24 protein-coding genes and 6 pseudogenes are annotated in these 24,163 nt (G+C 43.7%); 22 read left to right on the top strand and 8 right to left on the bottom strand.

The genetic code is table 11. The annotated features are described in order from the left end of the window. Nucleotides 1-37 precede the first annotated feature (37 nt). Nucleotides 38-106 (bottom strand): annotated as a pseudogene (locus FFV08_10335) (NUDIX hydrolase). A gap of 139 nt (nucleotides 107-245) precedes the next feature. Between FFV08_10335 and FFV08_10330 the strand changes: the two are divergent. From FFV08_10330 to FFV08_10285, 10 genes and pseudogenes are all read left to right on the top strand, one after another. After that, on the top strand, nucleotides 246-911 hold the full coding sequence (locus FFV08_10330) for a CHAP domain-containing protein (GenBank protein ID QLB52954.1): 666 nt from the start codon (nucleotides 246-248) through the stop codon (nucleotides 909-911). A 176-nt stretch (nucleotides 912-1,087) separates the two neighbouring features. After that, the gene (locus FFV08_10325) at nucleotides 1,088-1,612 is read left to right on the top strand and encodes an aromatic acid exporter family protein (protein ID QLB52953.1); all 525 of its coding nucleotides are present in this window, start codon (nucleotides 1,088-1,090) and stop codon (nucleotides 1,610-1,612) included. Nucleotides 1,613-1,692: 80 nt separating this feature from the next. Next, nucleotides 1,693-2,058: a MerR family transcriptional regulator gene (locus FFV08_10320; protein ID QLB52952.1), complete on the top strand. Its 366-nt coding sequence runs from the start codon at nucleotides 1,693-1,695 to the stop codon at nucleotides 2,056-2,058. 31 nt (nucleotides 2,059-2,089) lie between these two features. Next, the gene (gene glnA, locus FFV08_10315; protein QLB52951.1) at nucleotides 2,090-3,436 is read left to right on the top strand and encodes a type I glutamate--ammonia ligase; all 1,347 of its coding nucleotides are present in this window, start codon (nucleotides 2,090-2,092) and stop codon (nucleotides 3,434-3,436) included. Between the two features lie 54 nt (nucleotides 3,437-3,490). Continuing rightward, nucleotides 3,491-3,895, top strand: a complete 405-nt coding sequence (locus FFV08_10310; GenBank protein QLB52950.1) for a GNAT family N-acetyltransferase — start codon at nucleotides 3,491-3,493, stop codon at nucleotides 3,893-3,895. A gap of 84 nt (nucleotides 3,896-3,979) precedes the next feature. Further along, nucleotides 3,980-4,399 carry a hypothetical protein gene (locus FFV08_10305; protein QLB52949.1) on the top strand — a complete coding sequence of 140 codons (420 nt, stop codon included), beginning with the start codon at nucleotides 3,980-3,982 and terminating at the stop codon, nucleotides 4,397-4,399. Between the two features lie 101 nt (nucleotides 4,400-4,500). Beyond that, nucleotides 4,501-4,914 carry a hypothetical protein gene (locus FFV08_10300; GenBank protein QLB52948.1) on the top strand — a complete coding sequence of 138 codons (414 nt, stop codon included), beginning with the start codon at nucleotides 4,501-4,503 and terminating at the stop codon, nucleotides 4,912-4,914. Nucleotides 4,915-5,017: 103 nt separating this feature from the next. Next, a pseudogene (locus tag FFV08_10295) lies at nucleotides 5,018-5,439 on the top strand (hypothetical protein). Continuing rightward, nucleotides 5,435-5,647 (top strand): annotated as a pseudogene (locus FFV08_10290) (TetR/AcrR family transcriptional regulator). The pseudogenes FFV08_10295 and FFV08_10290 overlap by 5 nt, the downstream one beginning before the upstream one ends. After that, nucleotides 5,631-6,377, top strand: coding sequence for a DNA alkylation repair protein (locus FFV08_10285; GenBank protein QLB52947.1), 747 nt, complete (start codon nucleotides 5,631-5,633; stop codon nucleotides 6,375-6,377). Before FFV08_10290 ends, FFV08_10285 begins: the two are co-directional and overlap by 17 nt. Nucleotides 6,378-6,618: 241 nt before the next feature. Here FFV08_10285 and FFV08_10280 read toward each other — a convergent pair whose 3' ends face one another. Continuing rightward, complete coding sequence (locus FFV08_10280) at nucleotides 6,619-8,301, bottom strand: ribonuclease J (GenBank protein QLB52946.1); 1,683 nt, start codon at nucleotides 8,299-8,301, stop codon at nucleotides 6,619-6,621. A 3-nt stretch (nucleotides 8,302-8,304) separates the two neighbouring features. Then, complete coding sequence (locus FFV08_10275) at nucleotides 8,305-8,535, bottom strand: DUF1447 family protein (GenBank protein ID QLB52945.1); 231 nt, start codon at nucleotides 8,533-8,535, stop codon at nucleotides 8,305-8,307. Between the two features lie 280 nt (nucleotides 8,536-8,815). On the opposite strand from FFV08_10275, the gene tsaB reads away from it, so the two are divergent. The 8 genes and pseudogenes from tsaB (at nucleotide 8,816) to FFV08_10235 (ending at nucleotide 13,765) form a co-directional block, all read left to right on the top strand. Further along, on the top strand, nucleotides 8,816-9,502 hold the full coding sequence (gene tsaB, locus FFV08_10270) for a tRNA (adenosine(37)-N6)-threonylcarbamoyltransferase complex dimerization subunit type 1 TsaB (GenBank protein ID QLB53300.1): 687 nt from the start codon (nucleotides 8,816-8,818) through the stop codon (nucleotides 9,500-9,502). Beyond that, nucleotides 9,499-9,950: pseudogene (gene rimI / locus FFV08_10265) on the top strand (ribosomal-protein-alanine N-acetyltransferase). The gene tsaB and the pseudogene rimI overlap by 4 nt, the downstream one beginning before the upstream one ends. After that, nucleotides 9,940-10,950 carry a tRNA (adenosine(37)-N6)-threonylcarbamoyltransferase complex transferase subunit TsaD gene (tsaD, locus tag FFV08_10260; GenBank protein ID QLB52944.1) on the top strand — a complete coding sequence of 337 codons (1,011 nt, stop codon included), beginning with the start codon at nucleotides 9,940-9,942 and terminating at the stop codon, nucleotides 10,948-10,950. Before rimI ends, tsaD begins: the two are co-directional and overlap by 11 nt. A gap of 9 nt (nucleotides 10,951-10,959) precedes the next feature. Continuing rightward, nucleotides 10,960-11,655 carry an AzlC family ABC transporter permease gene (locus tag FFV08_10255; GenBank protein QLB52943.1) on the top strand — a complete coding sequence of 232 codons (696 nt, stop codon included), beginning with the start codon at nucleotides 10,960-10,962 and terminating at the stop codon, nucleotides 11,653-11,655. Next, the gene (locus FFV08_10250; protein QLB52942.1) at nucleotides 11,645-11,983 is read left to right on the top strand and encodes an AzlD domain-containing protein; all 339 of its coding nucleotides are present in this window, start codon (nucleotides 11,645-11,647) and stop codon (nucleotides 11,981-11,983) included. The genes FFV08_10255 and FFV08_10250 overlap by 11 nt, the downstream gene beginning before the upstream one ends. Before the next feature lie 122 nt (nucleotides 11,984-12,105). Beyond that, a complete protein-coding gene (locus FFV08_10245; protein ID QLB52941.1) occupies nucleotides 12,106-12,852 on the top strand; it encodes a class I SAM-dependent methyltransferase in 747 nt (248 codons plus the stop codon). A 104-nt stretch (nucleotides 12,853-12,956) separates the two neighbouring features. Continuing rightward, nucleotides 12,957-13,697, top strand: a complete 741-nt coding sequence (locus FFV08_10240; GenBank protein ID QLB52940.1) for a MerR family transcriptional regulator — start codon at nucleotides 12,957-12,959, stop codon at nucleotides 13,695-13,697. Between the two features lie 2 nt (nucleotides 13,698-13,699). After that, nucleotides 13,700-13,765 (top strand): annotated as a pseudogene (locus FFV08_10235) (NUDIX hydrolase). A 114-nt stretch (nucleotides 13,766-13,879) separates the two neighbouring features. On the opposite strand, the gene FFV08_10230 reads toward FFV08_10235, so the two are convergent. Genes FFV08_10230 through FFV08_10220 form a run of 3 tightly spaced genes read right to left on the bottom strand, consistent with a single transcriptional unit; the run spans nucleotide 13,880 to nucleotide 16,061 of the window. After that, entirely contained in the window at nucleotides 13,880-14,335 is a 456-nt protein-coding gene (locus tag FFV08_10230; GenBank protein QLB52939.1) for an 8-oxo-dGTP diphosphatase, read from the bottom strand. A 9-nt stretch (nucleotides 14,336-14,344) separates the two neighbouring features. After that, nucleotides 14,345-14,866 (bottom strand): DUF1697 domain-containing protein, encoded by a 522-nt coding sequence (locus FFV08_10225; GenBank protein ID QLB52938.1) that lies wholly within the window; start codon nucleotides 14,864-14,866, stop codon nucleotides 14,345-14,347. A 13-nt stretch (nucleotides 14,867-14,879) separates the two neighbouring features. Further along, nucleotides 14,880-16,061 (bottom strand): NAD(P)/FAD-dependent oxidoreductase, encoded by a 1,182-nt coding sequence (locus FFV08_10220; GenBank protein ID QLB52937.1) that lies wholly within the window; start codon nucleotides 16,059-16,061, stop codon nucleotides 14,880-14,882. A 300-nt stretch (nucleotides 16,062-16,361) separates the two neighbouring features. On the opposite strand from FFV08_10220, the gene FFV08_10215 reads away from it, so the two are divergent. Both FFV08_10215 and FFV08_10210 read left to right on the top strand, forming a co-directional pair. Beyond that, on the top strand, nucleotides 16,362-16,856 hold the full coding sequence (locus tag FFV08_10215; GenBank protein QLB52936.1) for a DUF536 domain-containing protein: 495 nt from the start codon (nucleotides 16,362-16,364) through the stop codon (nucleotides 16,854-16,856). A gap of 90 nt (nucleotides 16,857-16,946) precedes the next feature. Beyond that, nucleotides 16,947-18,701: a glycerophosphodiester phosphodiesterase gene (locus FFV08_10210; GenBank protein ID QLB52935.1), complete on the top strand. Its 1,755-nt coding sequence runs from the start codon at nucleotides 16,947-16,949 to the stop codon at nucleotides 18,699-18,701. Nucleotides 18,702-18,962: 261 nt separating this feature from the next. On the opposite strand, the gene FFV08_10205 is transcribed toward FFV08_10210, so the two are convergent. Then, the gene (locus tag FFV08_10205) at nucleotides 18,963-19,262 is read right to left on the bottom strand and encodes a YbaB/EbfC family nucleoid-associated protein (protein QLB52934.1); all 300 of its coding nucleotides are present in this window, start codon (nucleotides 19,260-19,262) and stop codon (nucleotides 18,963-18,965) included. A 198-nt stretch (nucleotides 19,263-19,460) separates the two neighbouring features. Further along, nucleotides 19,461-21,778, bottom strand: a pseudogene (locus FFV08_10200) (Xaa-Pro dipeptidyl-peptidase). 104 nt (nucleotides 21,779-21,882) lie between these two features. On the opposite strand from FFV08_10200, the gene FFV08_10195 reads away from it, so the two are divergent. Both FFV08_10195 and FFV08_10190 read left to right on the top strand, forming a co-directional pair. After that, nucleotides 21,883-22,788, top strand: a complete 906-nt coding sequence (locus FFV08_10195) for an aquaporin family protein (protein QLB52933.1) — start codon at nucleotides 21,883-21,885, stop codon at nucleotides 22,786-22,788. A gap of 63 nt (nucleotides 22,789-22,851) precedes the next feature. Further along, entirely contained in the window at nucleotides 22,852-24,135 is a 1,284-nt protein-coding gene (locus tag FFV08_10190) for a DUF308 domain-containing protein (protein QLB52932.1), read from the top strand. Nucleotides 24,136-24,163: the final 28 nt, after the last annotated feature.

Below are 24,163 nucleotides of genomic sequence, written 5' to 3'. Positions count from 1 at the left end.
TCTACTACGCTGATTTCATCAGCTTTTACAGCCCTACTCAACTGTGCGGAGGTGGGACGACGAAATCGAATTCTAACGAATTACCGATTTCTGTCCCACTCTCTTTTATCTTTAAAAATACTGCTAAATCTCATGTAGCAAAAGTCTAAATCATTTGTAACATGACAAAAACATAACTCTAAAAAAACTGACATGTAAATGAGGTATGATTTTCTTATCAACAAATTATACGGAGAAAAACAGTTATGAAAAAAGCATTTGCTAAAGCAACTCTTGGTTTAACTTCTACAGCTTTTTTGGCGACAATCGGCGCTCAAGCTGCCAATGCAGATTCTTACGTTGTCCAGCAAGGGGACTCTTTTTTTGCCATTGCTAGCGCCAATGGGATGAATCCTTACGAACTGGCTGCCAATAATGGAAAATCAATTTTTGATACGATTAACCCAGGAGACGTGCTGCAAGTAAATGGTACAGCTTTGGCACAGACTTACAATCCATACAGTGCTCCTGCTTATGAAGCGACAAGCGATGCTGCTTTGGTATCTGATACTGAAGATGTTGTCTTAAATACACCAACTGACTATGGCAATTCTTACCCAATCGGTCAATGTACTTGGGGTGTGAAAGAAATGGCTCCTTGGGCCAGCAACTGGTGGGGCAATGCTAATACTTGGGCGATCAATGCTGGTGCTCAGGGTTATGCAACAGGAAATGTCCCAGTAGCAGGGGCTATTGCAGTTTGGGATGGCGGTGAATACGGACATGTTGCTTATGTGACAGATGTGCAAAGCGACAGCTCTATCCAAGTCTTGGAAGCGAACTACAATCACCAAAAGCAGATTAACAACTATCGTGGCTACTTTAACCCGAATGAATTTATGGGTGGAGTTACCTACATTTATCCAAACTAAAGATAATAAAAATGAGGCTGGGACAGATAATGTCTCAGCTTTTAAATAATCAATAGCTCTTGATGCGGTAGCTGATAGGGCTTTTTCTTTGTGCGGGAAAAGTCCTGAGCAGAAAGAGTTTTTTGAGGCGAAATATGTTAAAATGAAGAGAGGGAGGATTTCCTGGAAGGAGACTAATGAGTTATTTCAATAAGTACAAGTTTGATAAATCGAAATTTCGCCTGGGCATGCGTACCTTTAAGACCGGTCTGGCTGTCTTCATCATCCTACTGCTCTTTGGGCTTTTTGGTTGGAAAGGCCTGCAAATCGGTGCTTTGACGGCAGTCTTTAGTCTTCGTGAGGATTTTGATAAGAGTGTCCACTTCGGGACATCGCGAATCTTGGGAAACAGCATCGGTGGTTTTTACGCTCTGCTATTTTTCATCGCCAATAGTGTTTTTAAGGAGCAGTATTGGGTCACCCTTCTTTTGGTGCCGGTCTGTACCATGCTGACAATCATGACCAATGTCGCCATGAACAACAAGGCGGGAGTCATTGGCGGGGTATCTGCCATGCTGATCATTACCCTGTCCATTCGGCCGGAAGATACCATCCTGTATGTCTTTGCTAGAATCTTTGAAACCTTCATGGGAGTCTTTGTTGCGATTCTGGTAAATTCTGATATAGATCGGCTGCGAGCCATCTTTGAAAAGAAAAAATAAAATCCGTGTAAGAAAATCTGACATTATTTCTTGACATAAGATTTATTTCGTCCTATAATAGTGCGTAGAGAGGAATTTGAATGAAGGAAAAAGAGTTTCGCCGAAACATGGCAGTCTTTCCCATCGGCAGTGTTATGAAACTGACGGACCTATCTGCTCGTCAGATCCGTTATTATGAAGACCAGAATCTAATTACCCCTGCTCGGAATGAGGGGAATCGTCGGATGTATTCTTTGAATGATATGGACCGCCTTTTAGAAATTAAGGATTATATTTCAGAAGGTTATAATATCGCTGCGATTAAGAGGAAATATGCTGAGCGTGAAGCCAAGTCCCGCAAGACTATTAGTGACAAAGATGTCCGCCGTGCCCTGCATCATGACATCTTGCAGCAAGGCCGTTTTGCTTCTTCTCTGCCAACCTTTGGTCAGATGCGTCGACCATAGCTATTTTGTTTGAATTACAAGGAGAAATTTAATGTCTATTACAGCAGCTGATATCCGTCGCGAAGTAAAAGAGAAAAATGTTACCTTTATTCGTCTTATGTTCTCTGATATTTTAGGGACTATGAAGAATGTGGAAATTCCTGCCACGGATGAACAGCTTGACAAGGTCTTATCCAATAAAGCCATGTTTGATGGTTCTTCCATTGAAGGTTTTGTCCGTATCAATGAATCAGATATGTATCTTTATCCTGATTTGGATACTTGGACAGTCTTTCCTTGGGGAGATGAAAACGGCAGTGTAGCGGGTCTGATTTGTGATGTTTATACGACTGAGCATGTACCATTTCTAGGGGATCCTCGGAGCAACCTCAAGCGTGCCCTCAAGCATATGGAAGAGCTGGGCTTCAAATCCTTTAACCTCGGACCAGAGCCAGAGTTTTTCCTATTTAAGCTGGATGAAAATGGCGATCCGACGCTGGAAGTAAATGACAAGGGCGGTTATTTTGACTTGGCGCCGACAGATTTGGCAGACAATACTCGTCGGGAAATCGTCAATGTCCTAACTAAGATGGGCTTTGAAGTAGAAGCTAGTCACCATGAGGTAGCAGTCGGCCAGCACGAGATTGACTTTAAGTATGACGAAGTGCTTCGGGCTTGTGACAAGATTCAGATTTTCAAGCTGGTTGTGAAAACTATTGCTCGTAAGCACGGTTTGTATGCAACCTTTATGGCTAAGCCTAAGTTTGGCATTGCAGGATCTGGTATGCACTGTAATATGTCTCTCTTTGATCAAGACGGCAATAATGCCTTCTTCGATCCAGAAGATCCAAAAGGTATGCAACTGTCAGAAACAGCCTACCATTTCTTGGGTGGTCTGATTAACCATGCTTATAACTACACAGCTATCATGAATCCAACGGTCAACTCATACAAACGTTTGGTTCCTGGCTATGAAGCGCCAGTTTATATTGCTTGGGCAGGACGTAATCGTTCACCATTGGTGCGCGTGCCAGCCTCTCGTGGTATGGGGACTCGCTTGGAGCTGCGTTCGGTTGATCCGATGGCCAATCCATATATTGCTATGGCAGTTCTCTTGGAAGTTGGCCTGCATGGTGTTGAGAATAAAATCGAAGCTCCAGCACCAATCGAAGAAAACATCTATATCATGACTCCAGAGGAGCGTAAGGAAGCTGGAATTACAGACCTGCCATCAACTCTTCACAATGCCTTGAAGGCCTTGACAGAAGACGAAGTCGTTAAAGCGGCTCTTGGCGAGCATATCTATACGAGCTTCTTAGAAGCTAAGCGTATCGAGTGGGCTAGCTATGCAACCTTTGTCTCCCAATGGGAAGTGGATAATTATCTGGATTTATACTAAACTTAGAGCAGGAGGATTGGCATATCCCCTGCTTTTTCGTGGAGGAGGAGAAAGATGGAAAAATTTCATGATTTTATTAAGCGGGTTTTCGATGAGCAATATGAAGCCTATTTTGGTCCAGATATGCTTGAAAAACTTGAATCTCAAGATTATTATTTAAGGCGGGAGGAAGATGGCCAGTTAATTGCCTTGCTTCATGCCCAACAGGTGTTGAAAAATATTCATGTCAAGGCTTTGGTGGTGGATAAAGAACATCAGAAAAAAGGTTTGGGAGCTAGTCTGCTGGCAGAATTAGAAGAAAAGGTTGCAGAAGCTGGAGTAACTAGCATTACCTTGTCCACTAAATCTTATCAAGCCAAGGATTTTTACATCAAACAAGGCTATGAAATCTACGCCAGTCTAACAGATGTTCCGCAAAAGGGCATTACCAAATATCATTTTATCAAGCGATTTAAGTGAGCCATTCTCAAATAAATGGAAGCCAATTTGGTTTCTGTTTTTTTGTGCTATAATAATGCTAATGACTGTTAAAAGGAATAAGAAATGAAAAGGCAGAAAACAATAGCTATAGCTTTAGTAACTATAGGAATCATCGGTGGAGCTTTTTTCCTTGGAAATCAGGAGAGCTTAAATAAAATTATAACCAGAAAGCCAGATTTGCAAAAGATAAAGGAAAAGCAGTTGGATGAATTGAAAAAGCATGAGGAAGAAATCAAAGATTTTGTCAAGTCACAAAATCCTAAGATTGAATCTGTTCAGCTGGATTGGAACCAGACAAACTGGGAAGAAGTAGGCAATGGTACTCCGTGGGGAGGAGGAGAAGTGATAAGAATTTTTGGAGGATTTAACCATATCGAAGACTCGAGTTGGAGTATTTTAGTTGATGTAAAAGATGGGAAAGTAGATATTGATTCTATCATGCAAGGTAGTCCGCTACGAGCAGGAGGAGACATTTTTGAGTGATAGCAGTTCAAATCCTTTGATAATTTCTATACAGATCTAACGCGCCTTTTCATGTAATTCGGTGTTATAATATGTAACTTCTATTGTCTAGGAGGAAGAAATTGAGGAAACATAAAATCATTTGGTTGGCATTAATTGCCCTTGTTGTTGGCATAGGAAGTCTACATATGTTAAAACAGAGTAATTTGTTTTCAGATGGCAAAGCTAATTTGCGTTCCACAAAAGATAAACAGCTAGATTATTTAAAGTCGCAAGAGGAAGAGATTAAAAAATTTGTGAAGTCGCAAAATCCTAAAATAGAGTCAGTAGAGATTAATTGGGAGGAAACGCATTGGGAAGAAATTGGCAATGGAACACCGTGGGGTGCTGGAGAAATTGTTAATGTATATGGGAGATTCAATCATATTGAGGATTCTTCTTGGAATGTCACTTTTTTAGTAAAAGATAATGAGGTAGTTCCAAATTCAATATCTTTAGCCAATGATTTATATGTAGGAGGCAGGATTTTTGAGTAATGGTAATTTGAAACCTTTTGATAATTTCTATGTAGATTTGGCAGATTCCTCTAAGTAATCATGCATTACAGCATATGTAATTTCTAAAGGCTAGGAGGAGTAAATGAAAAAACATTTTACAATAATAGCGATAATTGTGGCCGTAATAACTATCGGGGCAAGCATCTATATAATCAATAAGGATGATAGTTTTAATAAAGCTTTCGATAGTAAAGCTGGTTTGCGAATCACAAAAGAAAAGCAGCTGCATTATTTGAAGAAGCATCAAGATGAAATAAAAAATTTTATCAAGTCGCAAAATTCGAAAATTGAATCAGTACAAATTGATTGGGAAGAAACGCAATGGAATCAAGTCGGAAATGGTACTCCCAAAGGCGGGGAGATATTATTGATGTTTATGGAAGGTTCAATAATATTGAAAATTCTGGTTGGCATGTCATGATAGATATACCTGAGGGAGAATTCAATATAGGTGCCATGACATTGGTAAATTATTTAAGTGTTGATGGCGATGAATTTGAGTAATTCTTTCTTTCATTTGAGAGAACAATTAGACATTTTATCTAAAGAAGGGAAACTTATCTCTATTGATCTGGATATGGCAGCTCATATGATTTCAGGTGCCTTGAACGAGTTGTCTCTTTTTCTGGCTGAGAAAGAGGAAGAAGCGGAAGTCAGAGAAGCAGTGAGAAGTCTGTTAAGGGGATTTAGAAATTATGGCGAAAAAGGTTAAAGATTATTATGATTTGGTTTATGCGGAGGATTTGAGCCGTCGCTTGCAAGAAGACACAGATAAATTTGATGCTCAGCATTTTATGTCTCTAGTTGAAAGCGACTTAGAGTCTTTGGAATTTACTCAGCGTCAAGAGCTGCTGGCAAGGAGTATCAAAGAATGCTTGCCGCTTTCTTATGCGGATTCTCTTAAGGTTTTTAAGCAGATACTTGGTCCAGAGTTAGAGGGCGGCTTGGGGATGTTTTCAGAAGGATACTGGTTGTGGCCGATTGGCAAATACGTGGAACTTTACGGAGGTCAGGAATTCGAGTTGAGTGCAGCCTTTAGTAAGGAATTAACCAAGCGATTTACTGGAGAATTTTCCATGCGGCCCTTGCTGGCTAATTATCCTAAAGCTACCATGGATTTACTGCTAGAGTGGAGCCAAGATGAGAATATGCGCGTCCGCAGATTAGCCAGCGAGTGTATGCGTATCCGACTGCCTTGGGCTAAGAAGCAGACTGTGGTTTTAGATTATTTTGATGAATTTACCGCTATTTTAAGGAATCTAAAGGATGACACGGATAAATCAATCCAAAAAAGTGTCGCTAATAATCTGAATGATTTATATAAAGAAGATCCTGAAAAATTTGAGAGGGTGATTGGGACTTGGCAAGAGGAAAAACTGAGTCCGAGTTGCGCTTGGATTATCAAGCATGCTTCACGAACAAAAAATAAAGCAGTAAAATAGAGTTTGGGACAAAAAGATTTCAATTTTTAACAATCTTAATTATTAAGCCCTTCAAATCTATAATTAAATGCGAAAAGAGTCTGGGACAAAAAGATTTCAATTTTTAAAAATCTTAATTATCAAGCCCTTCAAATCTATAATTAAATGCGAAAAGCGAACAAAGCAGAATTCTGATTATCAGAAAACTAGTTTTGTTCGCTTTTTATATTTGAGGTTGGACTTTTGTCCCAGCCTCTATTTTTTAGTTATCTTCGTCTGGTGTAAGCACCATCGGAATGATAATCGGTTCGCGCTCGGTGCTTTCGTAGAGGAAAGGACGCAAGGCGTTGACGATAGCGCCGCTGACAGATTGGACGCTGGCATCTTTATTCTTAAGGGCAATGCGAATGGCATTGAAGAGGATGCGCTGGCTTTGGCGAATGAGGTCGCCTGATTCGCGCATGTAGATAAAGCCACGGCTGAGAATATCTGGACCGGCTAAAATCATCTTGGACTCAAAGTCAACCGTCGCAACAGCCAGGACAACGCCGTCCTCTGATAGGTCTTTACGGTCACGAAGGACAGCAGCTCCGATTTCACCAATGCGGTTCCCATCGACATAAATATCCTGAGCGTTGAAGCTACCGGCAATACGTGCTGAGTCAGCTGTCAGAGCCAGCACATCACCATTGCTCATAATGAAGATATTATCTTTTGGGACTCCAGTATCAACGGCTAGGCCTGCATGGACTTTCTGCATACGGTATTCACCATGGACTGGCATGAAATATTTAGGCTTGATCAAGCGGAGCATGAGTTTCTGCTCTTGTTGGCCACCGTGTCCAGAGGTGTGGATATTGTTAATCTTACCGTGAATCACTTCTACACCGGCCTCGGAAATAATGTTAATCAGCTTGTTAACGCTGGTCGTATTACCAGGGATAGGGCTGGATGAGAAGATGACCGTATCTCCAGGCTGCAACTGAACCTGACGGTGGGTACCATTGGCAATCCGAGACAGGGCTGCCATAGGTTCACCCTGACTTCCGGTACACATAATCAGCACTTCGCCAGCTGGATAGTCCTTGAGTTCATTTGGCTCGATGAAGGTATCTTTGGGAACCTTGATATAGCCCAGCTCAATCCCGTTGACAATAGCCTTTTCCATGGAGCGGCCAAAGACCGCAATCTTACGGCCGGTCTTGACAGCAGCATCTGCTGCCTGCTGTAGCCGGAAGATGTTTGAGGCAAAGGAAGCGAAAATAATCCGTCCATTAATGCCTTCAATGATCTTCATAATAGACTGTCCGACCACTTTTTCGGAATTGGTAAAGGTCGGAACTTCAGCATTGGTCGAGTCAGACAGGAGGCAGAGAACGCCTTCTTCACCCAGAGCTGCCATGCGGTGCAAGTCTGCCGGCTCACCGACTGGTGTAAAGTCAAACTTGAAGTCACCGGTACAGACAATCTTACCCTGCGGCGTATGGATGACAATTCCCAAAGGCTCTGGAATAGAGTGGGTTGTCCGGAAGAAAGTAGCTTTCAGATGCTTGAACTGCAGTTCTGTGTTTTGATTGATTTCATAGAGCTTGGCATCGCGCAAAAGTCCATGCTCTTCTAGCTTGCCGCGAATGAGTGCCAGCGCCAAAGGACCAGCATAGATAGGAACATTGGCTTGCTTGAGCAAGAAAGGAATACCACCGATATGGTCCTCGTGCCCGTGGGTGATGAGGACAGCTTTTACGCGGTCAATATTTTCTACGATATAAGAGTAGTCGGGAATGACATAGTCAATCCCTAACAGGTCGTCTTCTGGGAACTTGATACCGGCATCCACGATGATAACTTCATTTTGGTATTCAATCCCGTAGGTGTTTTTACCGATTTCGCCTAACCCACCAATCGCAAAAACGCCAACTTCTTTGGGTTTTAAGGTATATGCCATGGGTTAGAACTCCGTCAATTCAAAAGTGCCTGACTCTTTTTCGTATTCGAGGTGTTTGTCAGACAAGAGCTCAATAAATTCAATATTGTAAGGGGTATTTTCTTCGACTAACTTACGAGCCTGAATGCGGCCTTCCAATTCATTAGCTGCTTCGATATCTAAATAAAGGGCACGTGTCTTTTCACGGCGCGGACTGCGCTCTTTTGTTTCCTGATAAAAAACTTTGTAAATCATTACATTTCCTTTCATATTTTCATGATTAACCTGCAGAAAACAACAGCTGATTAGCTGTTTTCTTTTATTCAATTTTGAGTAGTAGATTAATCCTGATTCGTTACAATTATAATGATTATAACATAAAATAGGGGAATAGTAAAAGGTGCAAGTCAGAAAAATCTTGAAAGCTTTTTCTGGAATTTCTTGACTTATCTAGGCAGTTTTCTGGCCTGAGTCTATGCTTGTGGCTGCTTTTATAGTATAATAAGAGGCAAACAATCGAGTAAGGAAAAGAATGATGAACATTTTAGCGATGGATACATCCAATAAAGCCTTGTCTTTGGCTCTTTTGCAGGATAAGGAGCTCTTGGGGCAGGTGACGCTCAATATCAAGAAAAATCATAGCATTACCCTTATGCCAGCTATTGATTTTCTGATGAATAGTCTGGATATGAAGCCAAAAGATTTGGATCGTATCGTGGTAGCTCAGGGGCCGGGCAGCTACACAGGTCTGAGAATTGCGGTGGCGACAGCCAAGACCCTGGCTCATACCCTCAAGATTGAGCTGGTCGGTGTGTCTAGTCTGCTGGCTTTAGTACCAGAGCAGGTGGAGGGCTTGGTTATTCCAGTCATGGATGCCCGCCGCAATAATGTCTATGCTGGCTTTTACCAGTCTGGTCAGGCTGTAAGGCCGGAAGCTCATCTGCCTTTGGCAGAGGTTTTGGAAATAGCTGGCGCTGCTAACCAATCAATCACCTTTGTCGGAGAAACGACAGCTTTTACGGAGCAGATTGAAGCGGCTCTTCCTAAGGCTGCCATTCAGCAGACCTTGCCAGACGCGGGAGCTATTGGTCGTCTCGGTTTAGACCTGCCAGCCCAGTCCATTCATGACTTTGTCCCTAACTATCTCAAGCGAGTAGAAGCTGAGGAAAATTGGCTCAAGACCCATCAGGAATCCAGCGATTCTTACATTCAGCGCCTATGATTAAGTTGAGAAAATGGAGCGACAGCTCGGATGTGGACGCGGTACTTCTCGCAGAAGAGCTGGAACAGCTCTTACTTGCAGTCTATGAGGTCAGCCCTTGGACAACTAGCCAAGTGGCAGAGGTTCTGTGTTCGGATGTGAACAGTTGTGCACTAGCAGCAGATGAGAGTCAGCTTGTCGGTTTTTTAGTCTGGCAGGAGACAGACTTTGAAGCAGAAGTCCTGCAGATTGCTGTATTGCCTAGCTATCAGGGGCGGAAAATCGCGACAGCCTTATTTGACTTTTTACCAGCAGACAAAGAAATTTTCCTCGAAGTGAGGGAGTCCAACAAGCCAGCTCTGCTATTTTACAAAAAGAAAAATTTGAAGAAATCGCGCGGCGGAAGGCCTACTATCATGCGCCGGTGGAAGATGCGATTGTCATGAAAAGAGAGATCCATGAAAGATAGATATATTTTAGCTTTTGAGACGTCTTGTGACGAGACTAGTGTGGCGGTTTTGAAGAATGAGACGGAGCTTTTGAGCAATGTCATTGCCAGCCAGATTGAGAGCCACAAGCGTTTTGGCGGAGTGGTGCCTGAAGTGGCCAGCCGTCACCATGTGGAGGTCATTACGGTTTGCATTGAGGAGGCATTGGCAGAAGCAGGGATTACTGAGGAGCAAGTCACAGCTGTGGCCGTCACCTACGGTCCTGGTCTGGTTGGGGCGCTTTTGGTCGGCTTGGCAGCAGCCAAGTCTTTTGCCTGGGCTCATGATATTCCCCTGATTCCGGTTAATCACATGGCTGGGCATTTGATGGCAGCCCAGAGCGTGGAGCCCTTGGAGTTTCCCTTGCTGGCTCTCTTGGTCAGCGGCGGTCATACTGAGCTGGTCTATGTTAGTCAGGCTGGTGACTATAAGATTGTGGGGGAGACCCGTGATGATGCGGTCGGTGAAGCCTATGACAAAGTCGGTCGCGTTATGGGCCTGACCTATCCAGCAGGCCGGGAGATTGATCAGCTGGCTCATGAGGGACAGGATATTTATGATTTTCCGCGGGCCATGATCAAGGAAGACAATCTGGAATTTTCTTTTTCCGGTCTCAAGTCGGCCTTTATCAACCTGCACCACAATGCCCAGCAAAAAGGAGAAGTCTTGTCTAATCAAGACCTGTCAGCAAGCTTTCAGGCAGCGGTCATGGATATTCTCATGGCCAAGACTAAGAAAGCGCTGGAAAAATATCCAGTCAAGACTCTGGTCGTGGCGGGCGGTGTTGCAGCCAATCAAGGCCTGAGAGAACGCTTGGCAGCTGAGATTCAGGATGTGAAGGTGATCATTCCGCCATTGCGCCTTTGCGGTGACAATGCTGGTATGATTGCCTATGCCAGTGTCAGCGAGTGGAACAAGGGGAATTTTGCCAGTTTGGACCTCAATGCCAGGCCGAGTCTGGCTTTTGAAACTATGGAGTAAAGGAGAAGAATGCGCGGACAGACATTTAAACAGGGTGCAAAAGCAGCAGTGCCAACGGCTCTGGGTTATATCGGGATTGGCTTAGCCTGCGGCATCATGGCGGCACCCTATATGAATCCCTTGGAGATGGGGCTGATGAGTATTCTGGTTTATGCGGGCAGTGCTCAGTTTGCCATGATTGGTTTATTTGCTCAGCAGGCGCCGGTCTTGGCCATCGCACTGACTGTTTTTTTAATTAATATCCGGCATCTTTTGCTCTGTCTGCATGCATCAACTCTTTTTCGTAAGTCTAGCTTGATGCAGAATATTGTCATTGGCTCTTTTTTGACGGATGAATCTTATGGAGTCTTGATGGGAGAGCGGGCACATACAGAAGAAATTGCTGCTGCTTGGATGATGGGCAATAATTTCATGAGTTACGCTTCCTGGATTTTGGGTACTGTTTTGGGAACAGCCCTCGGTGCCCTTCTGCCCAATCCTGAGAGCTTTGGCCTGGACTTTGCCTTGGTCGCTATGTTTATCGGCATTTTTTCTTCTCAGTTTACAATTATGCTACGACGGGTCAAGATAAAGAAGCTCTTTTTCGTCTTGGGCGTGGTGGGCCTTGCATACTTGCTTCTGACCATGCTGCTTCAAAATTCGCTGGCGGTACTGTTTGCAACCTTGCTAGGCTGTACAGTGGGGGTAATTTTGGATGATAAGTAAGTATATTTTGCTGGCTATTCTTTTGTCAGCCCTAGTCACTTGGATTCCGCGGGTTTTGCCCTTTATCCTAGTCAAGTACAAGGGGCTTCCGCCCATGGCAGAGCGTTTCCTCAAATACCTGCCAGTTTCCATTATCTTTGCCCTTATCCTGTCTAGTGTCACCAATGCTAAAACAGGTCAGCTGCCGAGTTTTAAATGGCTGGATTTAATGGTCGTTTTTCCGACTAGTTATGTGGCATTTAAGTATAAAAACTTAATTGCAACTGTTGTGTTTGGTGTAGTCTTGGTGGCCTTGCTGCGCTATCTAGCTGGATTTCTTGGCTTGTAAAGAGAGTACAAGACAGATTGAATCGGTCGATTCGGTCTGTTTTTTGCTAAATTCTAAGAATTATCTGAAAATATAATATTTTATGCTATAATGGAACCAATCAAAATCATGGAGGTTCGAAAATGGCAGAAGCAGGTCATAAATTTTTAGCAAAATTAGGAAAGAAACGTCTTCGTCCCGGTGGCAAGCTGGCAACAGACTGGCTGATTGAGCAGGGGCAGTTTTCCAGCGAAAAGAAGGTTCTAGAAGTTGCCTGCAATATGGGAACCACAACGATTGAGCTGGCTAAAACATATGGCTGCCAGATTACTGCAGTTGATTTGGATAAGGCTGCGCTAAATCAGGCGCGGCTTAATGGAGACAAGGCTGGTGTTGGTGAGCTAGTTACATTTGAGCAGGCTAATGCCATGAAGCTGCCTTATGATGACAATTCTTTTGATATCCTTATTAATGAAGCCATGCTGACCATGCAGACGGATAAGGGGAAGGCCAAATGTATGGATGAGTACTACCGGGTGCTGAAGCCAGGCGGAGTGCTCCTTACCCACGACGTCATGCTCAAACAAAGAGATGAGAATGTCCGGGAAGAGCTATCGCGTGCGATTAACGTTAATGTTGGTCCTCTAACCGAAGGCTCTTGGATTCAGCTGGCGCGTTCTCACGCTTTTGATCGTGTAGACACCTTTGTCGGCGAAATGACCTTGATGAGTCTTCGAGGTATGATTTATGACGAAGGACTGGGCGGCACACTGAAAATCTGCTTCAATGCCCTCAAGAAAGAAAACTATAGTCAATTTATGAAGATGTTCAAGATGTTTCAAAAAAATCAGGAAAAACTGGGCTTTATTGCTATGGTTTCTCGTAAATAACTGCTAGCCGCTTTGGAAACTCTAAGGCGGTTTAAAAAAATTCTAAAAAAGCTTGACTCTGACCTTTGGTCAGGCCTTATACTATAGTGGTAAGGAGGTCTATCATGTACCATATCAAAGAAGCTGCGCAGCTTTCGGGAGTTTCTGTCAAAACCCTGCATCATTATGACAAAATCGGACTTTTAGTACCGGACAAATCAGAAAATGGCTATCGGACGTACAGTCAAGCTGATTTGGAGCGGCTGCAGGTCATCCTTTACTATAAGTATCTGGGCTTTTCCTTAGAGAAGATAGCAGAGCTGCTGAGTCAGGACGAACAGGCCTTGTTGCCGCATCTGGTTAGGCAGTTAGAGTATTTGCAGCAGGAAAGAGACCGCCTGGATACCTTGATTTCTACTTTACAAAAAACCATCCAAGAAGAAAAAGGAGAAAGAAAGATGACAATGAAAGAAAAATTCGCAGGCTTTACCTACGAAGATAATCACAAATACCATCAAGAAGCTGTCGAAGAATACGGTCAAGAAGTCATGGCAGAAGCATTGACTCGTCAAAATGGACGGGAAGAAGAAGCTGCCGCAGCCTTCAATCAAGTTTTTCAAAGTCTGGCAGAGAACGTGCAGCAAGGCTTGCCAGTTGAAGCATCAGAAAATCAAGAGCAGGCAGCGAGTCTCTTACAAGCCATTCGCACTTACGGCTTTGACTGCTCGCTGCAAGTCTTTGCTTACATCGGTCAGGGCTATGTCCACAATCCAGAGTTTAAGAAGAACATTGACAAGTTCGGACCAGGCACTGCCCAGTACACAGCAGATGTGATTGCTGCTTACGTCCGGACAAATGCAGAATAAATGAGAGTGGGACAGAAATCGGTAATTCGTTAGAATTCGATTTCGTCGTCCCACCTCCGCACAGTTGAGTAGGGTTGTAAAAACTGATGAAATCAGCGTGTTAGAGCCCACTCAACCACTGCGTCTTGCTCGACAATCCAAAGACAATTGAGAGGCTAGGACTTTTGTCCCACTCTCATTTTTTACTTCAAGTCATAAAGCCAGTCGTCGCCGTCTTTATAGTAAAAGAATTCACTTAAATCGTCTTCTAAAAAAACACGCAGCATATCAGACATGTCCTCAGTTGCAAGTTTCAGACGAGACAGATTTTGCAACTCTTCCCACCAAACCTTTCCTTCATCTGAGGATTGTAGGACACCAGAATAGTGCTTTGTCTTATAGAGCAAGACGACATAACGAAAATCTTTATCATCATACCAATCCTTTATGCCGCATAGTTGAGGCTTGAATATGGTTAATCCAGTTTCTTCTTTTACTTCTCTGATAACTGCATCGGTAAAAGATTCTCCTCGCTCTACATGCCCGCCAGGAAAAGTGATGCCGGGCCAGTCAGACTTCACTCGTTCTTGGACAAGAACTTTTTCTCCGTCATAAATCATGCACATGTTGACGAATTCGACTGTTTCGCGTCTGTTCATCTTGTTCTCCTATTTTGTTAGTAATTTTTCTACTACGTTTAACTTTCTCATGGTCAGATCCACGCCAAAAAGTTTTTCAAGATAGTTGGTATTGAGCTTTTTTCGTTTTGCAGTTCTAGGGAGATAGAGGTAGAGACAGTGATCGCCTAGACAAATTTCTTCCTCGCCATAGTCAGCTTTCAATTTTTCTAGTGGCAGACTTTGGATAAATCCCTGATAAAGAATCACATGTACACGATCATGAAGATAGCCTTCTCTAAACGGGTTTTCGTGAATAATCTTTTCAAAATCGTTCTTATTCTTGATAACCATTTTTAAGTCGGCCCCAATTTTTTCCTTTATCAGAGTATGAACGCGTTCTCGTATTTCTTCTAAATCTGAGTCACTCTCAAGAATGATATTCCCGCTTTGAATATAGGTTCGAACGTGTTGAAACCCAGCTTCTGTTAAAATATCCACCAAATAAGACATTTTAGGGATAGCATTTTTTCCATTAGGAGTAACACCTCTTAGTAAAATAATATGTTCCAAAGGACTTCCTTTCTTATTTGGTACTTATTGGATTTGAGCCTGCCACCCAGCCGGTGCAGAGGGCAGAGGTGATATTGAAGCCGCCCGTATGGGCATTGATGTCTAGGACCTCTCCAGCAAAGTGGAGACCGGGAACGAGCTTGCTTTCCAGAGTTTTAGGATTGATTTCCTTGAGACTAACGCCACCCTTAGTGACAAAGGATTTAGCCAGAGACATTTTGCCAGTGACTGGGATAGGCAGTTCCTTGATTCGTTTGATAAGGGCTTCTTTTTCATTGACATGGACTTGCTTGACTTTTTCAGGAAATGGCTGGGCAAAAAAGTCTGCTAGGCGCTCGGGCAGGAGGATTTTCAGGCAGTTCTTCAGAGACTTTTCTCGGTTTTCCTCTAAGAAATGAGCCAAATCTTCTTCACTCATCTGAGGAAGGATATCTAGATAAATGGTTTCGCCGCCCTTGACAAAGCTAGACAAGCGCAGGGCTGCCGGACCTGACAGACCAAAGTGGGTAAAGAGCAGGTCGTGGGTGATGATATGCTTGCCGTAGCTTAGGGTCACATCGTCCAGCGAAATCCCCTGAAGCGCTTTGTGAGGAAAGTCAGTCAGAAGAGGACTTTCAGCGGCTTCCAGGTCAGTCACCGTGTGCTTAAAGTGTCGGGCGATATCGTGACCGAAGCCTGTCGAGCCTGTTGAAGGGTAGGACTTGCCTCCAGTCGTCACAATCAATTTCTGGCAGGTCCAAGTCTGGTCGCTGGATCTGACAGTGAAAAGATCATCAGTTTTTTTGACAGAGACAATTTCGGTATTGGTGATGACAGTGCCGCCCAGCTCTGCAATTTTCTTTTCCAAAGCTTCGATAATGGTGCGGGACTTGTCTGTCACTGGGAAAACACGGCCGTGGTCCTCAACCTTGAGTTTGACGCCGTTCTCTGTAAAGAAGTTGATGATGTCATGGTTGTCAAACTGAGAAAAGACGCTGTAAAGAAAGCGACCGTTACCGGGAATGCCGGCCATGAGGTCATCTAGATTTCCATTATTGGTCACATTGCAGCGCCCGCCGCCTGTACCAGCTAGTTTCTTTCCCAATCGTTTATTTTTCTCAAGGAGCAAGGTCTTCTGCCCGTAGAAAGAACTGGAAATGGCAGCCATCATGCCAGCCGGTCCTCCACCGATAATGATTGTGTCGAAATGGTTCATTGTTTTTTTCCTTTCGTAGGGAGTGGTTTCTATCAGTTAGTCAGAAATCTTGTGCTTCCTTGGTGAGTAGGATTTGCTATCTTGTAGACGTTCTTGGAAGGCTGTAGCTGAACATCTCTAGGCTTCTCAATTCATTCGATTTTTTCATTTCTTTTACTAGACTAATCTGTCTCATTGTATCATAAAAAAGGGCTAAAAAGATAGGAGCCAGGCTCAAAAAATCTTGTGAAATTTGACAGTTAAGGCTTGATATGATAAGATTTAGGTATCTACAAACTAGAAAAAGTTTTTGAGGAAATTATGGCAATTGAAAAGACAGTCAGCGAGTTAGCCGAGATTCTTGGAGTTAGCCGCCAGGCGATTAACAATCGTGTCAAGGCACTGCCGCCAGAAGATACGGAAAAGAATGAAAAAGGAGTCACGGTGGTGACCCGCAGCGGCTTGATTAAGCTGGAAGAGATTTATAAGAAAACTATTTTTGAAGATGAACCTGTCAGCGAAGATGTGAAGCAACGCGAGCTGATGGAAATCTTGGTAGACGAAAAAAATGCTGAGATTGTGCGGCTTTATGAGCAGCTTAAGGCTAAGGACAGCCAGCTAGCTAAGAAAGATGAGCAGCTACGCATTAAGGATGTCCAGATTGCTGAAAAGGACAAGCAGCTGGACCAGCAGCAGCAGCTAACAGCTAAGGCTATGAATGAGCGTGAAACCTTGCTGTTGGAGTTGGATGAAGCCAAGGAAAAGGTTCAGGAGCAGGAAAGCAAGGGCTTCTGGGCACGTTTATTTGGAAAATAAAAATAAGGTTGGGACATTTGTCTCAGCCTTGTTTTAAATAAGAATCGCTTTTTAGCAAGTTTTGTATTGTTCACAACATAAAGGAGGAAAATGAAATCACAAAGACTGGGACTTTTACGTCTCTATCGCAATCTTGATAAAATTTTGTTGCTCTTTTTCACAGTCTTTATGCTCATGGAGCTGGCCTGGGTGCCTTTCAACTCCTTTGCAGCAGAGACTCTGCTCAAGCAGACAGGCTACCTCTTCTTATCTTATACGAATGCCTTGAAGGTTCTGACTTCAAATGTCTGGGTTGGCTTGGCCTTTCTAGTGCTTTTTGCGGCCAATCTCTTTGTCGCTTATTTTCAGATTGGGCTGATATTTATGGGGCTCCGCAATCTTCTGGACGAGGAAGAAAGAAGCGCCTTTCAGTTTATCAAGAAAAGTTTCAAAGACAGCGGATTGCTGATTCGCTACGCCCGGCCCAGCAAGGTCCTCTTTATTGCACTGTATATGGGCTTTATCTTTCCCTTTCTGCGGCAAATTCTCAAAATATACTACTTGAATAAAATTCTGATTCCAGAATTTATCGTGACCTATCTCAAGACGGCCTTATGGATGAGATTATCAATCTATGCTTTAGGTTTTCTGCTTTTTTTGATAGCTGTCCGCCTGATGTTTGCCCTGCCCAAGCTCTTTTTTGAGCATTTCCGCCTACGAGACGCGATTAGGTATAGTTTGGAGAAGACCAAGGGGCACCTGATTCGCTATACTTGGCAGCTCTTTTGGATACTGGCTAAGAGCTTTCTCTTCTTTCTTTTAAGCAGCATTCTGATTTTAGTGTTGCAGCAGTATGCGGATGGCCAGTCCAATCAGATAGCCTTGACAGCAGCGGTTGTCAATTACTGCCTCATCAAGCTGGCTTATTACTTTATTGTAGCCTACTTTCTGATTAAGTTTGTGGCTTTTCTGACAGACAGTAAGCTGTCTGAATACCGCTACAGGAAAGGCCTGCCTCTCATGCGCTGGTTTATCCTTCTGGTCACCAGCTCTGCCTTTGTCCTTGAAGGCTTTGCCTATCTCAATCTGCCCTTGGAAAACGTCCCTCTAACCATCTCTCACCGTGGAGTTTCGCAGGGAAATGGTGTCCAGAATACGGTTGAGTCGCTAGAGAAAACCGCCCTGCTCAAGCCAGATTATATCGAAATGGATGTACAGGAGACCAAGGACGGACAGTTTGTCATGATGCACGATGCCAATCTAAAAGCCTTGGCTGGCGTTGATGCTAAACCGCAAGAGTTGACTCTGCAAGAGCTGACGGCTTTAGATATTTCGGAAAATGGACACACTGCCAAAATTTCCAGCTTTGATGCTTATCTCAAACGAGCCAATCAAATGGGCCAGCGGCTCTTGATAGAAATCAAGACCAGCAGCTTGGATTCAACAGATATGATGGACCGATTCCTGAGCCAATACGGAGCCAACATCAAGGTTTATGGCCACCAGATTCAGTCATTGGACTATCAGGTTATTGACAAGACAGTCCAGTATGATGAGAGCATACCGACCTTCTTTATCCTGCCCTACAATACTATTTTCCCGCGAACACAGGCTTCCGGCTATACGATGGAGTACTCGACCCTCGATGAAAACTTTGTCGATAAGCTATGGACGACGGATAAGCAGCTCTATGACTGGACCATCAATGATGCAGACAGCATTGGCAAATCCTTCCGTCTGGGTGTTGACGGCATGATTACCGATGATTTAGAGCTGGTTCAGAGCTCTATCAAGGAGCTACAGAATAATCCTGACTATGCTCTGCTTTTGATGAGTAAGGCAGCGGATTTGCTTAATTTTGTGTAGTGGACTAGTGAGGAAACGACTATAAATCAAAAGAGGCTGGGACAAAAGTCCAACCTCAAATATAAAAAGCGAACAAAACTAGTTTTCTGGTAATCAGAATTCTGCTTTGTTCGCTTTTCGCATTTAATTATTTAATTATAGATTTGAAGGGCTTAATAATTAAGATTTTTAAAATTGAAATCTTTTTGTCCCAAACTCTTTTTGCTGGTTCGAGTATCTCTTGACTTATGTTTAGTCAAGAGGTAAGGTTATTTATCTTGCTTAAAAAGGCAATTTGCCTGCGAAAGCGCCCATTTTCTTCTGAGTGGCCTCATCAATTTGAGCCAGCGCGTGATTCAGGGCCTGCGCTGTCATCTCTGACAGAGTTTCCAAATCTTCAGAATCCACAACGGCTGGATTGAAGTCAATGCTGACTACTTTTTTATCGCCAGTCAGTTTAGCAACGACTAAATCTTGGGCTGATTTCCCAGTGAATTCTGTTGCAGCCAGTTCTGCTTGGCCTTTTTCCATTTGCTTTTGAAGCTTTTGTGCTTGCTTCATCATGCTTTGCATGTTCATCATAAGATTTTCTTTCCTTTCTCTAGCAAGGGCTAAGCCCTCGGTAATCTTCACTCTTCAAATTATATCATTTTTTGGAAAAGTGGCAAGAAGCAGAGCCAGAGTTTTTCCATAATGAAAAGCAGGATATGCTCTTATAAGAGGAATGTGTATCGTATTGAGAATTTTTGATGAAACCTAGTTGATGCGAGTCGTGCTCTTTTAATCGCTTGTCTCATCCAAATCTTCGTTCATATTAAAGTTCATGGTCGGCAAATCCAGACTAGATTGCTCCAAATCTACCGTCAGCTGATAGTCGGTCTTATCACGAACGGTATGCTCAAAGTCCGTTGTATAGAGGACGAGGCGCAGTTGGTCGCCTTTTTTCATTTTATAGATGGTTGGTTGCAGTTCAAAGGAAAATTCCAGCCATTGGTCAGGAGCAACTTCTTCAACCGTTAGTAGGTTGGTCCGGTTTTGCAGGTTGATGAAGCCTTTGGTGATGACGCGATGAGGCGTTTCAGTATGGGGGAGTTCAACCAGATTGTCCAGCATATAGTAGCGGCCGTTATCCATGACTCTAGGCTCAATAGGAGTAGGAATCGGTGTGAGGCGTTTAGCTGGTCCGAAGTCCAGCAATTGAGCAGAAATCAGTCCTTTATCAGTGCTGGATTTGAGGCGAAGATTGAGCTGGCTCGCTCCGTTGAGAAAGAGGTCCTTTTCCAAGGTCCAGTCCAGAGTAATCTGGTTGACCTTATCTTCAAAAAGCTCAGTCTTGAAGCTTTGGTAGTTTTTAGCAAAACGATTATAGTCTTCTTCTGGATATTGATTTTGGATAGCTTGGCAGTCTTGGCCTAGTTGGAGATGAAGATTCTGCTCTTGCCCGCCGAAGTCTTCCAAGGTCAGCCAACTTTGAGCTTGGCTGTTGTCCTGCCAAATGACTGCTGGAAGTTCAAAGTCTGATTCATATCCCAGCAGTTTCTTGCACAGCAGAGCATTGATAGACTCGCGGAAGTCGATGGATTGCCAGTTGTTCATGTAAACATGGGCGCCGTTATGGAAGAAGAGATGTTTTTTGATGTGGTGTGGTAAGGCTCGAAGCATATTATAGACATGGAGGGGCTTGACATTCCAGTCTTGAGAGCCATGGGTGAAGACAACTTCGGCCTTGACCTTATCTGCGTGGAGCAGGTAGTTGCGGTCATGCCAAAATTGATTGTAATCCCCAGTTTGCCGGTCTAGGCCTTTGCGCTGCTGCTCTAGGCTTTGCTGATAAGCGTCGTTGTTGCGCAGGTAGTCGCCAGCCCTCAGGTTGCGGGAGTAGGTCAGTTCGGTCAGGGATTCAAAATCCTCTCCTGGATAGCCGCCAGGACTAGTGACAAGTCCGTTTTCGCGGTAGTAATTATACCAAGAAGAAATCCCAGCTTCAGCGATGATGACTTCCAGACCATCTACGCCAGTCGTTGCCAGCCCGTTGGACATGGTACCCAGATAGGAGATACCGGTCGTAGTCACTTTTCCGTTGGACCAAGTAGCCTTGATTTCCCGCTGGCGGGTGTGGTCGGTGAAGGCTCGGCAGCGGCCATTGAGCCAGTCAATAACGTTCTTATAAGCCTCGATCTGCTGATAGTCGCCGCTAGTCATCAGGCCTTCAGAATCTTTGGTCCCACGCCAGACACATAGAGATTGGCAAAGCCGCGGGGCAACAAGTAATCATTGAGCGTGTAGGTGCCGATATGCCCCAGTTTTTCCTCGGCTTCAGAGACTTCTTGGGCAGAATCCGGTGAATCCAGCTGGAGCAATTTGAGCTCAGGATCTTGTACTGTGATTTGATGAGGCTCTTTTTTTACTAAGTCCACATTCATATCATGGAGAGCCTTGTCGCTGGCGGGGTCATTGGTTCCTTGATGATAAGGAGAAGCGGTCATGACAGCAGGGACTTGTCCTTGATAGCGGGGCCGGATAATGCTGACCTTGATGAGGTCCGGACGGCCGTCTCGATCAGTATCCACGCGTGATTCCACATAAACCACCTCACGGATAGCATCATGGCTAGAAAAGGTTGCCAAGCTCTTGCCATTGAAGTAGTGGTGGGTGTTGTCCTCAGGAATCAAACCCTCACTGACTAGCTTATCAACTAAGAGGTTGCCATTTTTTGTCCGAGTGTTGAGCAGCTGGTAGAGATTTTCCAATAAGTCTCCAAATGTAATGGGAAAGCCTGTTTCTTTGCGAAAGGCCTCAACATCTGTAAAATCAATGAAGGGCGAGAAGTCAAGCAGCTGAAAGGCCACAGTGTAAAAGACAGACGCCGTCAGTTCTCTGTCAGACTGGAAAAAGCTCAGCAGGTCGGTTTGGCTGTCAGCAGCCCAGGACTTCAAGGGATAATCTGTATTTTTATAAGTGAAAAAGCTGGTGCGGAGAAAATCTTCAAGATTTTCCTTATCAGAGCGATTGCTGTCATAAAAAAAGCCTAATTCAGCTAATTCTATCAACATATTTTCCCGTTTCGTTCTTGCATAACTATACTGATTAAAACGCATATTCTTCCCTCTTTTTCTTATTTTTATTAAAAATGACCTTTACATTATCCATTATACTTGATAAAATAGACTTTGTCTAAAAAATATTTAAGGAGTAACATTAAATGGATTTCGAATGGGTCGTTAAATACGCCACAGAATTTTTAGGAACAGCTATCCTCATTGTCTTGGGGAACGGAGCTGTTGCCAACGTTGAATTAAAAGGAACTAAGGGACATCAGAGCGGTTGGTTAGTCATCGCTGTCGGTTACGGTATGGGGGTTATGATTCCAGCTTTGATGTTTGGTAATGTGTCTGGTGACCATATCAATCCTGCCTTTACTTTGGGACTTGCTGTCAGCGGATATTTCCCTTGGGAACAGGTTGCGCCATATATTGCAGCGCAGATTTTGGGTGCCATCTTTGGACAAGCCTTGGTCGTTGCGACCCACCGTCCTTACTATCTGAAAACAGAAAATCCTAACAATATCTTAGGTACTTTCTCTACCATCTCTAGTCTAGACCATGGCACGCCTGAATCACGTAAAGCAGCCTTGTTCAATGGTTTTATCAATGAATTTGTTGGTTCTTTTATTCTTTTCTTTGGTGCTCTAGGCTTGACTAAGAACTTCTTTGGAGCAGAATTGTTGAGCAAAGCTGAGGCAACTATCAATTCGCAAGCTGCTCAGATGGCAGCACAAGGGACTTCAGTTCCTAAAGAACAGATTGCTGCTGCAATATCTCAGGCTAAAGATCAAGTTGCACCATTCCAAGTTGGTAGCCTTTCAGTCGCTCACTTGGCAGTTGGTTTCTTGGTAATGGCTTTGGTAACCTCTCTAGGAGGTCCTACTGGACCTGGACTGAACCCAGCTCGTGACCTCGGACCTCGTATCCTCCACTTCATCCTGCCAGAATCTGTTTTGGGCAAACACAAGGGTGATTCAAAATGGTGGTATTCTTGGGTTCCAGTTGTGGCGCCGATTCTAGCAGGTATCACAGCAGTCCTCTTGTTTAAAACAATCTACGGATAAGCACATACAATCAGAGTTGGGGGATTTCCCCAGCTCTTTTTTCGAACGATAGAGGAGGCAAAGATGGAGATGCAAGTGTCAAAATTTCATAAGATCAGTGGCCGTAGAACCTTACTCTTTGGTCTTTTAGCCCTTGTTTTCGGCCTGATTATCATTGTCAACGGCTTCAGTTTTACCCAGCTGGGCTTCGATTTTATTTCGCTTTATCTGACGGTTGTTGGCTTGGTAAATATTGTTCTTCATGTTTTTACGCGCAAGAAAGAAGGGACTGTCTGGCCTAGTCTGCTTCAGATTACAGTCGCTATGGGTATCAGCTGGCTCAACCGAATCAGTGATGTGCCTGTCAATATTGTGATTATCAGTTTGGGTAGCTACCAGCTCTTGACTGCCGGTATTTACGGAGTGACCTATCTCCTTTATCAGCAAAATCATGTCAAGGGCGGCTTGCGCTATCTATTTGATACCGTTCTCTATGGTGGAATTGGGCTGACCAGTATTCTTTCGCCTGCGACTGACGGACACTTGCAGTTTTTGATTTTGGGAATCTATTTGATGATGCTGGGAATGTCCAATATTCGGGATGGCCTCTTTTTTGATAATGACCGGGAAAAACATCGGCTGCGTAGGCAAATTCGTATTAACCTACCGATTATTTTTGCAGCCTTTATTCCGGTAGAAAATCTGGAGCGCTTTAATCGACTGATTCAGGGAGAAGCAGCTTCTGATCGTAAAAATGTTTATAGTATTGTTAAGAATGGAGAGAAAAAGACGGACTTAGAGGTCTTGGTTCATACTTCAAAGACAAGTTTATTAGGAGCCATTGGTCATGTAGATATTTGCTATCAGGGACAAGTGATTTCTTATGGTAGCTATGATGTTTTTTCTGAGCGATGCAAGGGTATGATTGGAGACGGTGTTCTCTTCAAGGTTCCTAAAGACGCCTATATTGAGCTCTGCAAAAAAGAAAGTAAGAAAACACTCTTTGGTTATTCTTTGGCTTTGACGGATAAGGAGAAGGAGTCGGTTGAAAAGCGCTTGGCTGAAATCGATCAGCTGTTGGTGGAATGGGAGCCGCCAGCAGAACTGAAAAATGGTCAGCCAACATACTCCTACAAGTTGAAGCATGAACTAGGAGCGCAGCTATATAAGTTTAAAACCAGTCGTTTCAAGACTTATTTTGTCCTGTCGACCAACTGTTGCCTGCTAGCAGATTCGATTATTGGGCAGGCTGGGACAGATATTCTGGATATTCGCGGGATTATTGCGCCCGGTACCTACCAGTCCTATCTGCAGTACGAGTTTGAGTCCGCTAGAGATTTGGTCATTGCTCAGACTGTTTACCAATAAATCCAAGGCTTTCTTGTTTTAAAAATTG

Source organism: Streptococcus sanguinis, from assembly GCA_013378335.1.
Lineage (GTDB): Bacteria > Bacillota > Bacilli > Lactobacillales > Streptococcaceae > Streptococcus > Streptococcus sanguinis_I.
Note: the sequence above shows the minus strand (reverse complement) of the source record. Positions and strands in the feature narration are given on the sequence as shown.

Excerpts from the sequence above, each read along its gene's own strand:
- FFV08_10210 (QLB52935.1), top strand. The coding sequence starts at position 16,947 with ATGAAATCACAAAGACTGGGACTTTTACGTCTCTATCGCAATCTTGAT.
- FFV08_10255 (QLB52943.1), top strand. The coding sequence starts at position 10,960 with ATGCGCGGACAGACATTTAAACAGGGTGCAAAAGCAGCAGTGCCAACG.
- FFV08_10325 (QLB52953.1), top strand. The coding sequence starts at position 1,088 with ATGAGTTATTTCAATAAGTACAAGTTTGATAAATCGAAATTTCGCCTG.
- FFV08_10280 (QLB52946.1), bottom strand. The coding sequence starts at position 8,301 with ATGGCATATACCTTAAAACCCAAAGAAGTTGGCGTTTTTGCGATTGGT.
- tsaD (QLB52944.1), top strand. The coding sequence starts at position 9,940 with ATGAAAGATAGATATATTTTAGCTTTTGAGACGTCTTGTGACGAGACT.
- FFV08_10275 (QLB52945.1), bottom strand. The coding sequence starts at position 8,535 with ATGATTTACAAAGTTTTTTATCAGGAAACAAAAGAGCGCAGTCCGCGC.
- FFV08_10305 (QLB52949.1), top strand. The coding sequence starts at position 3,980 with ATGAAAAGGCAGAAAACAATAGCTATAGCTTTAGTAACTATAGGAATC.
- FFV08_10215 (QLB52936.1), top strand. The coding sequence starts at position 16,362 with ATGGCAATTGAAAAGACAGTCAGCGAGTTAGCCGAGATTCTTGGAGTT.
- FFV08_10285 (QLB52947.1), top strand. The coding sequence starts at position 5,631 with ATGGCGAAAAAGGTTAAAGATTATTATGATTTGGTTTATGCGGAGGAT.
- FFV08_10320 (QLB52952.1), top strand. The coding sequence starts at position 1,693 with ATGAAGGAAAAAGAGTTTCGCCGAAACATGGCAGTCTTTCCCATCGGC.
- FFV08_10195 (QLB52933.1), top strand. The coding sequence starts at position 21,883 with ATGGATTTCGAATGGGTCGTTAAATACGCCACAGAATTTTTAGGAACA.
- FFV08_10230 (QLB52939.1), bottom strand. The coding sequence starts at position 14,335 with ATGAACAGACGCGAAACAGTCGAATTCGTCAACATGTGCATGATTTAT.
- FFV08_10240 (QLB52940.1), top strand. The coding sequence starts at position 12,957 with ATGTACCATATCAAAGAAGCTGCGCAGCTTTCGGGAGTTTCTGTCAAA.
- glnA (QLB52951.1), top strand. The coding sequence starts at position 2,090 with ATGTCTATTACAGCAGCTGATATCCGTCGCGAAGTAAAAGAGAAAAAT.
- FFV08_10220 (QLB52937.1), bottom strand. The coding sequence starts at position 16,061 with ATGAACCATTTCGACACAATCATTATCGGTGGAGGACCGGCTGGCATG.
- FFV08_10250 (QLB52942.1), top strand. The coding sequence starts at position 11,645 with ATGATAAGTAAGTATATTTTGCTGGCTATTCTTTTGTCAGCCCTAGTC.
- FFV08_10245 (QLB52941.1), top strand. The coding sequence starts at position 12,106 with ATGGCAGAAGCAGGTCATAAATTTTTAGCAAAATTAGGAAAGAAACGT.
- FFV08_10205 (QLB52934.1), bottom strand. The coding sequence starts at position 19,262 with ATGATGAACATGCAAAGCATGATGAAGCAAGCACAAAAGCTTCAAAAG.
- FFV08_10190 (QLB52932.1), top strand. The coding sequence starts at position 22,852 with ATGGAGATGCAAGTGTCAAAATTTCATAAGATCAGTGGCCGTAGAACC.
- tsaB (QLB53300.1), top strand. The coding sequence starts at position 8,816 with ATGAACATTTTAGCGATGGATACATCCAATAAAGCCTTGTCTTTGGCT.
- FFV08_10310 (QLB52950.1), top strand. The coding sequence starts at position 3,491 with ATGGAAAAATTTCATGATTTTATTAAGCGGGTTTTCGATGAGCAATAT.
- FFV08_10330 (QLB52954.1), top strand. The coding sequence starts at position 246 with ATGAAAAAAGCATTTGCTAAAGCAACTCTTGGTTTAACTTCTACAGCT.